Here is an 11,711-nt window from a genome sequence, read left to right on the forward strand (position 1 = left end):
CATGCGTAAAGCCCTCGTCGTCGCCATCGCCCCCCTGGCCCTGCTCGGCGCCTGCTCCACCGCGGTGGAGGCCGTCCGCGGACCCGAACTGGCGCCCATCGGCTATCCAGCCGCCCTGGTGCCCGTGAACCAGCAGATCCTGCCCGCCCCCGAGGCGCGCCCGGCTTCCGCCAACTCCATCTGGCGGTCGGGCTCGCGCACCTTCTTCGGCGATCAGCGCGCCCGCAATGTGGGCGACATCCTGACCGTCGCCATCGACATCCGCGACCGGGCCCAGACCCAGAACTCCACCCAGCGCACCCGCGCCAACGAGATCAACTCGGGCGTCTCCAACTTCTTCGGTCTGGAGGCCGAGGCCGCCGACGCCATCGGCGGCGCCTTCGATCCTTCGGCCCTGATCGGCTTCGGCGGCGGCTCCACCTCGTCGGGGTCCGGCAGCGTCAGCCGCTCCGAGAACATCAGCGTCACCGTCGCCGCCGTGGTCACCGCCGTCATGCCCAACGGCAACATGGTCATCCAGGGTCGGCAGGAAGTGCGCACCAACCGCGAGGTTCGCGAACTGACCGTCGCCGGCATCGTGCGCCCGGAAGATATTTCCTCCGCCAACGTCATCCGCCACGACCAGATCGCCGAGGCCCGCATCCATTACGGCGGACGCGGCGACATCAGCCGGGTCCAGGGCGCCCCCGCCGCCCAGGCCCTGGTGGAGCGCTTCAGCCCGTTCTGATCAAGCCTGAAACGGCTCAGCTTCCGTTCATGTTCGACCTGTCACGCTTCGACGATCGATGAACGCAGGAAGCTGAGCCGTGAACCGTTTACGGCCATCCGCGTTTTTCCCGGCGGAGGCAGTTAACAGTATGTTCAAGGTTCTTATCCCCGCCGCCGGTTTTCTGGGTCTTGTGGCCCTGGCCGCCCAGCCCGCGTCTTCGGGCTATGAGCGTCAGACGGATGTGCAGCCGATGAGCTGGCAGGTGCACCACGAAGGTGATCTGGCCAAGCTGACGTACGGCGTGCCGAACTCCGACCAACTGGCCATCATGATGACCTGCCTGCCGGGCGAGCGCAGCGCCGTGGTCTATGGCGACGTTCAGCCGGACACGCCGCGTTTGCAGCGGGTGTCGGTAAACTATTCCGAGCCCGACCCCCTGTCTGGCGGCGAGGCTTATGAAACCCGCATCGCCCTGGACGACGCCGCGCTGACCAATCTGGCCGAGCGTGGGACCATGCGCGTCGAAGGCGCCGCGGGCGGCTTCGCCCTGCCGGCCGATGAAGCGGAACAAGCCATTGTGAGCCAGTTCGTCAGCTATTGCTCTTCGGCGCGCGCCTGATCACTGTCCCGGTTCAGCAAGGGGGCGTTGAACCATGATCGCCTGGATGATCGCGACGGCGCTGACAGCCGTTCAGCCCAGCGCGGCTGAGCGCTGGACCTGGACCCTCTATGAGTCAGGGGATGGCGCCCCGGTCGTTCTCGCCAATGAAATCCCCGACACAGCCAATCTGCGCGCCACCCTTGAATGCGAGCCCGGCGTCGGGGCCGCGCGGGTTGCGGTCTATGGGGTCGAGGGCGCCAGCTCAGGCTATGTGAGCTTTCAGTCCGGCGACGCCCGTGCCGCCGCCCAGGGCGAGACCGCCGAGGAGGCCGGAATCGACAGACTGACCGCCTCTCTGCGGCTGGAGCACCCTGTGTTCGCCGCGTTTGCAGAAACAGGCCGGCTGAGCCTCGTACAGGGCGAGCATCGCTGGCCCGTCCGCGTGCCCGCCGCGCACCGCGCCCTTATCACCGACTTCGCCGCCGCCTGCGGCGGCTGACGCACCGGGAGAACCGCCATGTCCGCCCTTCGCCCCCTTATGGCCGCCGCATCCCTGGCCGCCCTGACCGCCTGCGCCACCGCCCCGACGCCTGAGCCCTATGTGCGTCCGGAAAGCCCCGCGCCGACGCCCATCGCCGGCTACGACTGGCATTTCAACCGCAACGCCGACGGCGCGGCCCTGGCTTACGGCGTCGCTGAAAGCGACGACGTGCGCCTCAGTCTGCAGTGCGAAACCGGGACGCCGGGCCTGATGCTCTACAAGGACGTGGAGGACGGGGCCGAGCCGGTCATCCATCTGGAATCCGGCGGCGAGACCGAACGCTTCCCCGCCGAGGCCCAGCCGTCCATGCTCAGCGACGGGGTGCTCCTCAGCGCCACGGCGGATCCGTCCCATCCCGTGTTCCAGCGCTTCCGCCGCGTGGGCTGGATCGCCTCCTGGGTCGGCGAGCGCCGCGAAGCCTACGCCGCCCACGCCGGGTCCGAAGCCGCCGTCGAAAGCTTCTTCAGCGCCTGCGGCTAACCCACCGCCCCGACGCAACCCTCCGGCCCGCCCGGCGCGATGCGCGCGTCGGTCAGGGCCAGGGTCCAGCCGTGATGGGTGTGCAGGCCCCAGCGGCGGGCCCCCGCGCCGTCGCCCGCGTCGCCGCCGGCCGACACGACCACGCGCCGTCCCCCCGGCAGGGCCGCCGGGTCGATGGGGCCCACCGCGAAGGCGGACGGGACCTCGCCGCCGAAGCCCTCGAACACACTCAGGTGCGCCCACTCCTTGCGCAGGCCGATCCACCAGGGCGTATCATTGTTCACCGCCAACACGGCCACGCCGCCGCCGTCGGAGGCGAAGCGCAGGGCCGCGTCCGCGTCCTGCACCATGCGGATCTCCGCCGCCCGGCCGAAGCGCTGGCGGGCGCCGTCGAAGGCGCGGGCGGGCTCGTTGGGCGACCAGACCTGAACCTTCAGCTGGCCCTGCTGGGCCAGTCCCCAGCCGACGATCTCGCGCCACAGGCCTGTGACCGCTTCCTTGTGCGGGGCGGCGGCGCGGCCGTGGACGTGGGCCAGTACGGCCTTTTCCCGATCGGGGCGCAGCTTGGTGTGCGGGCCGGTGGGCGCATCCTTGGCCCGGCCCACCTGGGCGGCCAGGTCCAGACGCTTCTGAAACAGCTCCAGAAGCTGGTCGTCGACCGCGTCGATCTGGGCGCGCAGGGCGGCCAGCGCCTTGTGCTCGGGAGAGTCTTGTTGAGGACCGGGGGCCGATTCAGGCCACACCTGATGCAGGGTGGAATTGGGCATAAGAGGTTTCGCTGTGAATTGAGTTTCAAGGACAGGGGTGCGGTCCGCCGCTCTGGCGTTCAGAGCGGTCGCGGGCGAGGCTGTCGGTTTTCAGGCTTCCGACGCCTCAGCCGGCGTATCGAAACTCATAAGCGAAATAGCCGAAATAGGCCGCGCGCGAGCGGTCAGAGGTGGAGACAAAAAGCGCGCGCGACATGGACATGACAGGGGTCCGGCTGTTGCGGTCATATCGACCGTGCGTTCAAAGCACGCAAAATCCTTGCGCCGTCAACCCTCGAGCGCCGTCAGCAGCACAAAGCGCGTGCGGTTATCGGCCGAATCCTGCAGATCGTGGCGCAGAATCGACAATCCGTAGATCTCGGCGGCGGGCGGCGGCGCCACGGCCGCGCGGCTGCGATCCTTCGCTTCGGCCACATCCCGCGCGGCGCCGGCGGTGTCGAACACCTCGCGGGCCTCCAGCCCCAGATCGGCCAGCGCTTTCACGCATTGGCCGAGGGCGGCGGGATGGCTTTCGGCGGTCTTCAGGTCCGACAGGCGTGCGCCCGGCGCGGCCATCAGCGCCAGCCGGATCGGTCGCCACACCTCGGTGACCACCGCGAGGCCCGAGGCCGCCACCAGATCGGCGGCGGGCTGCACCACGCCGATGGTGGAGTTCTCCACCGGGATCAGGGCAAGGCCGCAGTCGCCCGAACGCACTGCATTGATCGCCTGATCGAAGGTCTCGAACGCCACCGGTTCGTCCCACGGCCGCAAGGCGATGCACGCCGCATGGCTGAAGGCGCCGGGCGCGCCCTGATAGGCCACCCGCGCCGGGCCCTGCGATGGATCCGATGCGTTCATGTCCTACATATCCGCCGTTTCTCGCAGGGCGCCAAGAGCATCTGTCTCCTCCCCATCTCTTGGGATGGGGAGGTGGCGCGGGCGCGATTAAGCGCCCGTGACGGAGGGGGCGGCGCCAGCGCCCAGGGATTGGCGGCTCTTTCCACAGACACCGAGCCGCCCCCTCCACCACGCCCTGAAGGGCGCGGTCCCCCTCCCCATGTCGTGCATGGGGAGGAGAATACGGATAGGTTTCTCACCGTCCGACACGGAGCCCGCCCATGATCCTCGCCCCCATCCGCCGCCGTCATGTTCTCGCCGGTGCAGGAGGGCTCGGCCTTACGGGTCTGGCGGGATGCGCCACCACCGCCCCTGCGGCGCCCGAAGCGCCCTCGCCTTCCCGTCCGGCTTTCCAGCCGCGCGTGCTGGCGCCGCTGCGCATGGACATCTCGCGCCTGACCCACATGACCGTCTGCCTGCGCCCGTTCCGCGCCGCCGGGCCCCGCCTGGATGTGGAGACGGTGGGCGACAAGCGGGTGGTGCACAACTACGGCCACGGCGGCAGCGGCTGGTCCCTGGCGTGGGGCTCGGCGCAGATCGCGGCCCGCAACGCGCTGGAGGGCGGCGCTCGCGACATCGCCGTGATCGGCTGCGGCGCCCTTGGCCTCACCGCCGCCCTGACCCTGCAAAGGGCGGGCGCGAACGTGACCATCTACGCTGCCGAGCGCACGCCCCAGACCCGTTCGGCCCGCGCCACCGGCGTCTGGTCGCCGGACTCCCGCATCGCCGACGCCGCCCGCGCGCCCGCGGCTTTTGGCGACGTGTGGGAGCGCATGGCCCGCGACTCCTGGGCCATGCACCGCACCTATGTGGGCCTGCCCGGCCGGCCGGTGTTCTGGAACGACAACTACATCCTGCGCGACGCCCCGCGCCCTGACGGAACCGCGCCAGCGCCGGCGCCCGAGCCGCAGCAGCCGGCCGTGGATTTCGCCTACTATTCAGACCGCATCCGTGACCTGGGCTCGCGCTCGCGTCCGCTGGAGCCGCACGAGCACCCCTTCCCGGTCGCCCAGGCCCGCCTGGGCCTGACCATGACCTTCAACGTGGCCGAACTGGCCGCCCGCCTGACCGCCGACTTCCTGCGCGAAGGCGGCCGCATCCAGCAGATGACCTTCCACACCCCGGCCGACCTGGCGCGCCTATCCGAACCGGTGGTGGTCAACTGCACCGGCTACGGCGCCCGCGCCCTGTGGGGGGACGACACCATCACCCCCGTGCGCGGCCAGATCAGCTGGCTCGCGCCCCAGCCGGAGGTCGATTACAGCCTCTATTACAACGGCGTCTCGGTCGTCCCCCGCCCCGACGGCATCGTGGTGCAGGCCCTGGGCGGCAGCGACATGTTCGGCTATGGAATCGAGGAGGAGGTCGCCGACCGCGCCGAAGCGGAACAGGCCATCAATACGGTGGCGCGGTTGTTTGCTTGAAACCGACCCTCTCACATTGGGAGAGGGCTGCGCGCAGCGGAATGCGAAGCAGGCCGCTCCTTTGCGCGCAGGGTGAGGGTCCGGTGTTTCCGATTGATCACCCGCCCCTCATCCCCCGCGCCAGAACGAAGCCGCTTCGCGCCTTCGTGCGCGGGTTGCCCCTTCTCCCATCGGGAGAAGGTTTCTAGGCCGCCTCGGACGTCTCCACCCGGCCCGACTTCAGCCGCTCGGCCACCAAGAAGGCCAGCTCCAGCGCCTGGTCGGCGTTCAGGCGCGGGTCGCAGTGGGTGTGGTAGCGGCTGGACAGATCGTCCTCGGTCACCGCCTGGGCGCCGCCCAGACATTCGGTGACGTTCTGACCGGTCATCTCCAGATGGACGCCGCCGGGGTGCACCCCTTCCGCCTCCGCCACGTCGATGAAGCTGCGCACCTCGCCCAGAATGCGGTCGAACGGCCGCGTCTTGAAGCCGGTGGACGCCTTCAGCGTATTGCCGTGCATGGGGTCGATGGACCAGATCACCCGCTTGCCCTCGGCCTTGGTGGCGGCCATCAGGGCCGGCAGGCGGTCGCCCACCTTGTCCGCGCCGAAGCGCCCGATCAGCGTCAGCCGCCCCGGAATGTTGTCCGGGTTCAGGGCGTCGATCAGGGGCAGCAGATCATCCGGCTCCATGGTCGGGCCGCACTTGACCCCGATGGGGTTGGAGATGCCCTTCATGAAGTCCACGTGGGCGCCGTCCAGCTGGCGGGTGCGCTCGCCGATCCAGAGCATGTGGGCGCTGGTGTCGAACCATTCGCCCGTGGCGCCGTCCAGCCGGGTCATGGCGGACTCCACGTTTAACAGCAGGGCCTCATGGCTGGTGAAGATCTCCACCCGGCTCAGGTCCGGATGGGTCTCCGGCGTCACGCCGACGGCCGCCATGAAGGCCAGCGCCTCGCTGATCTTCTCGGCCAGGTCGCGGTATTTGGCGCCGTAGGCGTTGTCGGCCGCGAAGCCCAGGGTCCAGCGGTGGATGTTGTACAAGTCCGCATAGCCCCCGCTGGCGAAGGCGCGCAGCAGGTTCAAGGTGGCGCTGGACTGGTGATAGGCCTTCAGCAGGCGGTTCGGGTCGGGCAGGCGCTCTTCGGGCGTGAAGCCCATGCCGTTGATGATGTCGCCGCGATAGCTGGGCAGCTCCACGTCGCCGATCTGCTCCACCGCCGAAGAGCGCGGCTTGGCGAACTGGCCGGCGATGCGACCCACCTTCACCACAGGCTTGCGACCGGCGAAGGTCAGCACGACCGCCATCTGCAGGATCAGCCGCAGGGTGTCGCGGATGTTGTCGGTGGAGAATTCCTTGAAGCTCTCGGCGCAGTCCCCGCCCTGCAGCAGGAAGGCGTCGCCCGCCTCCACCTGCGCCAGACGGTCCTTCAGGTTGCGCGCCTCGCCCGCGAAGACCAGCGGCGGCATGGCGCGCAGCTCGTCCTCGACCCGCTCCAGGGCTGCCATGTCGGGATAATCCGTCGGCATATGCTTGACGGGTTTCGATCTCCAGCTGTCGGGGGTCCAGCGCGTGTTCATTTCAACAAGATAGGCAAACGGCCCGTCCTGAACAACGATTATGCGTCCAGCCGCAGGTTTATGGCGACGTTTCGCCGCTTCACCACGCCCCCAGTTCACGCAGTTCCCTGGCCAGATCCTGCGGCAGGTCCGTGGCCTCGGCGGTGGTCAGGTCGACCGGCGCATCCTTCGCCTCCAGATAGCGCCAGCCCTGAAACGGCCGCCTGGCCAGCGGCGCGGTGCGGATGACGCGCGGCTCCAGCGTAATCTCGCAGCGGCTGGTCTTGCCCTCGCCCAGGGTCGTGATGTCGAGGATCGGCTGGCGGCATCCCGCCACGCCCTTGATGACCCAGTACAGCGACCCGCCGTCCTCAATCTCCGCCGCTCGCTTGGGCGTCATGCGCGTGTGCACGATCAGCGGCCGGCCCGAGGCGGCCCGCTTCTCCAGCCACTCCACCTCGGACACGCCCACGCACAGCTTGATCAGATGCAACGCCATGGGCGGGGTCTAGCATCTGCACGTCGGCGGGAAAGGGTGGCGGATGTCGCGGCGGGGGATAAGCCCGCCGCCGCCTCGCTTTGTCAGGCGCCAAGTTCTCTCAGCTGGGACTCGATCCGCGCCCGGTCGCCGGCCTCGGCGCCGCTCAGGTCCTGCCGCAGGGACGCGGTCAGGTCGCTGGCCGCCCGGGTCACGCGCTTCTTCGCTAGCCCCGCCATGATGAACAGCGCGATGCTGACGACGGTCATGACCAGCAGCATCAGGACCCATTTGCCGATCTCTTCCTGCGCTGTTTGGGAATAGCGCAGCGCCATTTCGGACGTCTGCGCCATCTTGAACACGAACAGCACCCAGCCTAGCACCGTGGCCACGCCCAGGATCATGGCGCCTCGCCTCGTCTGGGCATGCCCCTTCTTCTTCCGGCGCCAGTCCTCCAGACGCGCTTGTGTATCCATCATCTTCTCCCCCTTTGAGTACGCGGGTATCCAACCCGACTGACCTCACCCCGCCGCCTGAAACAGGCAACGAGATTTCCTTCCCTACGGAAGCACCCGAACCGTAATCCATCCGCCCTCCGGGCTGTTGGGCGTGACACTCGTGGTGACGCCGCCGGACGTCTCATACAGGGTGTAGGTGTCGCGCGGCATGTTGCCCCCGGCAATCATGAAGCGGCCCAGTTCCGTGCCGAAGCGGACTCTTTCCGCTTCGCTTTCGATGCCCGCGGCGGCGTACATCAGGTCCTCGATGTCCCCATAGGCCATCGGATGCGGATGGGCTCGGAGGTAAAAGTCCATAGTTCCGGCCTCAAGCTGACCATTGCCCTCGGTGATGAGCGAAACGACGTAGGGTTCTTCCGGCGACTCCGCCCCCGCGCAGGCGACAAAAGAGGTGCCCGATGACTCATGGCCCTCGGTGTCATCCTCCCCTTCCACGAAATTGTCGGCGCAGCCGGCGGGCGGGCCTTCGCGGAAGGCGGCGATCAAGGCGCGCTTCTCTTCAACGCTCGGGGCTGACCCGGTCGATTGAGCCTCGGCCGCCGCTTCAGGCGCCGGTTCGCCCCCGGCGTTCGACGCCTCATCCCCGGACCCGCAGGCCGCCAACGCCAGAACGGACACACAGGCCGCCACCGACACCACTTTTCTCATTACGCCCTCACCCAATCAGAATGGAAAACCACAGCTTCGACACGTCTTCAGCGTTGGCCGCGCCGGAGCCTGAAAGCGGCGATTTCAACCTCTTTTGAATGCGCGCCGCCCCGACGATCAGACATTTGCGAGCCGCCCCTAATACCAACGCTCACCAACCGCCGTTTTGGTATTTCTACGTAGCGAACTGCGATGGTCAAGTCCGTTTCCAAGACGGCGCGTGACTCAGACTCTATTTCACAGCAATCGAGCCAACCCCATCGCTGTGTTCTTCTTTGATTACACGATGCCATCGACCGCGCCTCGACAACCAATATCTACTGGCTCGATTCAGGGGCGTTCAACGCGCGCATCAGCCCGCTCATCACCCCGGGACTTGCGTCACGGCGCGGCATTCGTCATGCGCTGGGGATGGCCCCATCGCACCCTCCCCTGACCTCCCTGGCCCATGGCGGCGGCTGCGGCTGCAAGCTCTCGCCCGCCGTGCTGCGATCCATCCTGTCCGAGGCCCCGGCGCCCGGCGCCTTCGCGGATCTGCTGGTGGGCCGGGAGACGTCCGACGACGCCGCCGTCTGGCGGCTGAACGACCAGCAGGCGCTGGTCGCCACCACGGACTTCTTCATGCCCATGGTGGATGATCCGTTCGACTTCGGCCGCGTCGCCGCGGCCAACGCCCTGTCCGACGTTTACGCCATGGGGGCCACGCCCATCTTCGCCCTGGCCGTGGTGGGCATGCCGGTTTCCGTCCTGCCCGCAGAGGTGATCCGCCGCATTCTGGACGGGGGGGCCGCCGTCTGCGCGGAGGCGGGCGTGCCCGTGGCGGGCGGCCATTCCATCGACAGCGTCGAGCCGATCTACGGCCTGATCGCACTGGGCCTGGTCCATCCGGACCACATCCTGACCAATCGCGGCGCCCGGGCGGGCGACGTCCTGATCCTGACCAAGCCGCTGGGCGTCGGCGTGCTCAGCGCCGCCTTCAAACAGGGCCGGCTGGATGAGGACGGCTACGCCGCCCTGATCGACACGACCACGCGCCTGAACCGGGTCGGCGCGCGGCTCTCCGGCGTCCCGGGTGTGCACGCGGTCACCGACGTCACCGGCTTCGGGCTTCTGGGGCACGCCATGGAGATGGCGCGCGGCGCCGGACGCGAACTGCACATCGAGCTTGAGGCCGTGCCCCTCATCGCCCAGGCCGCCCGGCTGGCGCGCGAGGGCGTGCGCACCGGCGCCTCGGGCCGCAACTGGGACAGCTATGGGGACGGCGTCGTCCTGCCCGACGGCTTCGATCCCACCTCCCGCGACTTGCTGACCGATCCCCAGACCAGCGGCGGCCTGTTGATTTCCGTGGCCGAAGACGCGGCGCCCGCCGTGCTGGAGCTGATCCGCGCGGATGGCTTCGAGCAGGCCCGCTGCGTTGGCCGTGTTATCGACGGCCCGCCCGCCGTCCGCGTCGTTTGATGGCGCGGCTGACCCGCGACGTCTCGCCAGGCGCTCTCGCCGCCTTCGACGCTCTGATCGACGTGCGCAGCCCGGCCGAGTTCGCCGAGGATCACCTGCCCGGCGCCGTCAACCTGCCCGTGCTGGACGACACCCAGCGCGCCGAGGTGGGGACCTTGTACGTTCAGAAGTCCAAGTTCGAGGCCCGCCGTCTGGGCGCCGCCATGGTGGCGCGCAACATCGCCACGCATCTGGACGGGGCGCTGTCGGATCAGCCCGGCGGATTTCGCCCCCTGGTCTATTGCTGGCGGGGCGGCCAGCGGTCCGGGGCCATGGTCAGCGTGATGGACCAGGTGGGCTGGCCCGTAACCCAACTGGAGGGCGGCTATCAGACCTGGCGGCGCCATGTGGTCGCCCGCCTGCACGATCCGGCCCAGGCGCCGCGCGTAATCCTGCTGGACGGCCCCACCGGCGCGGGCAAGACCGCCCTGCTCGCCGCCCTGTCGGCCCACGGCGTCCAGACCCTGGATCTGGAAGGGCTTGCGAACCATCGCGGCTCGCTGTTCGGCGCCGGGGCCCAGCCCCAGCCGGGCCAGAAACTGTTCGAGAGCCGCCTGACCGCGGCTATTGCGGACTGCGACCCCGACCGTCCTGTGGTGGTGGAGGCGGAGTCCAGCCGCATCGGCAGGCTGGTCATCCCCCAAGGCCTGTGGGCCGCCATGAAGGCGGCGCCGGCGATCACCCTGGATGTGCCGTTCGCGGCGCGCGTTCGCCGGACCGTCGATGAGTACGCGGACATCGCCAGTGATCTGCCCCGCCTGCGGGACGCCATCGCGGCCCTGCCCGCCCATCACAGCCGCGAGGCCCGGGCCGCCTGGCTGGCCCAGGCCCGGGCCGGCGAGATCAAAGACCTGGCCGAGAGCCTGATCCGCGATCACTACGACCCCGCCTACCGGCGCTCCACCGCGCGATCACCGCGCGCCAGTCTTGGACATATTCGCTGGGACGGAAGGGAGCCGACCATGAACGCCGCTGCCGGCGCGGTGGCGCGTATGATTGGAGGGCAGGCCGGCTGAATGCATTCCGGACAAGAAAAAACCCCACGGCGCGAACCGTGGGGTTTATTGTGTCTTGGGTGCGGGAGCAGGATTTGAACCTGCGACCTTCAGGTTATGAGCCTGACGAGCTACCGGGCTGCTCCATCCCGCGGCAAGGCGGTCGATGTGAAGGAAGAATGGTTCGAGAACGATCCGGCCTCAAGTCGCGAGCAACCGCGTTGCGAGCATAGGCCGAAAAGCATTCTGTGTGTCTGGTAGACCCGGCGACGACCTACTCTCCCGCGCCTTAAGACGAAGTACCATCGGCTCTGGAGGGCTTAACGACCGAGTTCGGAATGGGATCGGGTGGGGAACCTCCGACATAGTCACCAGGTCAACCAGACACACAGAAATGAGAAGACATCGTCGCGTTTTGTTTCGGCAAGTAAAACCGAATGAGTTTTGCTGAGAAACGATCAAGCCGATCGGATTATTAGTACCAGTAAGCTTCATGCGTCACCGCACTTCCACACCTGGCCTATCAACGTGGTAGTCTTCCACGATCCTCAGCGAAGCCTTGTTTTGAGGTTAGTTTCCCGCTTAGATGCTTTCAGCGGTTATCTATTCCATACTTAGCTACCCTGCTGCGCGGCTG

General features: G+C 68.1%; 13 protein-coding genes, 1 tRNA gene and 2 rRNA genes. 7 read left to right on the forward strand and 9 right to left on the reverse strand.

From position 1 onward, the window contains the following. The first annotated feature begins 1 nt into the window (after position 1). The 4 genes from flgH (at position 2) to ACI8U3_RS12370 (ending at position 2,331) form a co-directional block, all read left to right on the forward strand. The gene (gene flgH, locus ACI8U3_RS12355; RefSeq protein WP_415015176.1) at positions 2-727 is read left to right on the forward strand and encodes a flagellar basal body L-ring protein FlgH; all 726 of its coding nucleotides are present in this window, start codon (positions 2-4) and stop codon (positions 725-727) included. A gap of 130 nt (positions 728-857) precedes the next feature. Then, a complete protein-coding gene (locus ACI8U3_RS12360; RefSeq protein ID WP_415015177.1) occupies positions 858-1,328 on the forward strand; it encodes a hypothetical protein in 471 nt (156 codons plus the stop codon). A gap of 34 nt (positions 1,329-1,362) precedes the next feature. Then, entirely contained in the window at positions 1,363-1,809 is a 447-nt protein-coding gene (locus ACI8U3_RS12365; protein ID WP_415015178.1) for a hypothetical protein, read from the forward strand. Between the two features lie 18 nt (positions 1,810-1,827). Continuing rightward, positions 1,828-2,331, forward strand: a complete 504-nt coding sequence (locus ACI8U3_RS12370) for a hypothetical protein (protein ID WP_415015179.1) — start codon at positions 1,828-1,830, stop codon at positions 2,329-2,331. On the opposite strand, the gene ACI8U3_RS12375 is transcribed toward ACI8U3_RS12370, so the two are convergent. Next, on the reverse strand, positions 2,328-3,098 hold the full coding sequence (locus ACI8U3_RS12375) for a chorismate mutase (RefSeq protein ID WP_415015180.1): 771 nt from the start codon (positions 3,096-3,098) through the stop codon (positions 2,328-2,330). The two genes, ACI8U3_RS12370 and ACI8U3_RS12375, sit on opposite strands and share 4 nt — an antisense overlap. Positions 3,099-3,365: 267 nt before the next feature. Beyond that, a complete protein-coding gene (locus tag ACI8U3_RS12380) occupies positions 3,366-3,938 on the reverse strand; it encodes a prephenate dehydratase domain-containing protein (protein WP_415015181.1) in 573 nt (190 codons plus the stop codon). A gap of 260 nt (positions 3,939-4,198) precedes the next feature. Between ACI8U3_RS12380 and ACI8U3_RS12385 the strand changes: the two genes are divergently transcribed. After that, positions 4,199-5,401 carry an FAD-dependent oxidoreductase gene (locus ACI8U3_RS12385; protein ID WP_415015182.1) on the forward strand — a complete coding sequence of 401 codons (1,203 nt, stop codon included), beginning with the start codon at positions 4,199-4,201 and terminating at the stop codon, positions 5,399-5,401. A 184-nt stretch (positions 5,402-5,585) separates the two neighbouring features. Here the strand turns inward: ACI8U3_RS12385 and ACI8U3_RS12390 are convergent, their stop codons facing one another. From ACI8U3_RS12390 to ACI8U3_RS12405, 4 genes are all read right to left on the reverse strand, one after another. Then, positions 5,586-6,959: a class II 3-deoxy-7-phosphoheptulonate synthase gene (locus ACI8U3_RS12390; protein ID WP_415015183.1), complete on the reverse strand. Its 1,374-nt coding sequence runs from the start codon at positions 6,957-6,959 to the stop codon at positions 5,586-5,588. A 79-nt stretch (positions 6,960-7,038) separates the two neighbouring features. Continuing rightward, positions 7,039-7,437 (reverse strand): DUF1489 family protein, encoded by a 399-nt coding sequence (locus ACI8U3_RS12395; protein WP_415015184.1) that lies wholly within the window; start codon positions 7,435-7,437, stop codon positions 7,039-7,041. Between the two features lie 83 nt (positions 7,438-7,520). Next, the gene (locus ACI8U3_RS12400; RefSeq protein ID WP_415015185.1) at positions 7,521-7,895 is read right to left on the reverse strand and encodes a hypothetical protein; all 375 of its coding nucleotides are present in this window, start codon (positions 7,893-7,895) and stop codon (positions 7,521-7,523) included. Between the two features lie 81 nt (positions 7,896-7,976). Then, positions 7,977-8,570 carry a hypothetical protein gene (locus ACI8U3_RS12405; RefSeq protein ID WP_415015186.1) on the reverse strand — a complete coding sequence of 198 codons (594 nt, stop codon included), beginning with the start codon at positions 8,568-8,570 and terminating at the stop codon, positions 7,977-7,979. 423 nt (positions 8,571-8,993) lie between these two features. On the opposite strand from ACI8U3_RS12405, the gene selD reads away from it, so the two are divergent. Together selD and mnmH are read left to right on the forward strand one after the other, a co-directional pair. Continuing rightward, positions 8,994-10,040, forward strand: coding sequence for a selenide, water dikinase SelD (gene selD / locus ACI8U3_RS12410; RefSeq protein WP_415015187.1), 1,047 nt, complete (start codon positions 8,994-8,996; stop codon positions 10,038-10,040). Then, positions 10,040-11,095 (forward strand): tRNA 2-selenouridine(34) synthase MnmH, encoded by a 1,056-nt coding sequence (gene mnmH / locus ACI8U3_RS12415; RefSeq protein WP_415015188.1) that lies wholly within the window; start codon positions 10,040-10,042, stop codon positions 11,093-11,095. Before selD ends, mnmH begins: the two co-directional genes overlap by 1 nt. 56 nt (positions 11,096-11,151) lie before the next feature. On the opposite strand, the gene ACI8U3_RS12420 is transcribed toward mnmH, so the two are convergent. The 3 genes from ACI8U3_RS12420 to ACI8U3_RS12430 form a co-directional block, all read right to left on the reverse strand. Next, positions 11,152-11,228, reverse strand: a tRNA-Met gene (locus ACI8U3_RS12420). Between the two features lie 107 nt (positions 11,229-11,335). Beyond that, positions 11,336-11,450: ribosomal RNA gene (gene rrf / locus ACI8U3_RS12425) — 5S ribosomal RNA — on the reverse strand. A gap of 78 nt (positions 11,451-11,528) precedes the next feature. Further along, positions 11,529-11,711: ribosomal RNA gene (locus ACI8U3_RS12430) — 23S ribosomal RNA — on the reverse strand; the annotation flags it as partial.

Source organism: Brevundimonas sp., assembly GCF_047617075.1.
Classification (GTDB): Bacteria; Pseudomonadota; Alphaproteobacteria; order Caulobacterales; family Caulobacteraceae; genus Brevundimonas.

Coding starts and splice junctions, on each gene's coding strand:
- ACI8U3_RS12400 (WP_415015185.1), bottom strand. CDS start 7,895: ATGATGGATACACAAGCGCGTCTGGAGGACTGGCGCCGGAAGAAGAAG.
- ACI8U3_RS12395 (WP_415015184.1), bottom strand. CDS start 7,437: ATGGCGTTGCATCTGATCAAGCTGTGCGTGGGCGTGTCCGAGGTGGAG.
- flgH (WP_415015176.1), top strand. CDS start 2: ATGCGTAAAGCCCTCGTCGTCGCCATCGCCCCCCTGGCCCTGCTCGGC.
- ACI8U3_RS12380 (WP_415015181.1), bottom strand. CDS start 3,938: ATGAACGCATCGGATCCATCGCAGGGCCCGGCGCGGGTGGCCTATCAG.
- ACI8U3_RS12370 (WP_415015179.1), top strand. CDS start 1,828: ATGTCCGCCCTTCGCCCCCTTATGGCCGCCGCATCCCTGGCCGCCCTG.
- ACI8U3_RS12390 (WP_415015183.1), bottom strand. CDS start 6,959: ATGAACACGCGCTGGACCCCCGACAGCTGGAGATCGAAACCCGTCAAG.
- selD (WP_415015187.1), top strand. CDS start 8,994: ATGGCCCCATCGCACCCTCCCCTGACCTCCCTGGCCCATGGCGGCGGC.
- ACI8U3_RS12365 (WP_415015178.1), top strand. CDS start 1,363: ATGATCGCCTGGATGATCGCGACGGCGCTGACAGCCGTTCAGCCCAGC.
- mnmH (WP_415015188.1), top strand. CDS start 10,040: ATGGCGCGGCTGACCCGCGACGTCTCGCCAGGCGCTCTCGCCGCCTTC.
- ACI8U3_RS12375 (WP_415015180.1), bottom strand. CDS start 3,098: ATGCCCAATTCCACCCTGCATCAGGTGTGGCCTGAATCGGCCCCCGGT.
- ACI8U3_RS12360 (WP_415015177.1), top strand. CDS start 858: ATGTTCAAGGTTCTTATCCCCGCCGCCGGTTTTCTGGGTCTTGTGGCC.
- ACI8U3_RS12385 (WP_415015182.1), top strand. CDS start 4,199: ATGATCCTCGCCCCCATCCGCCGCCGTCATGTTCTCGCCGGTGCAGGA.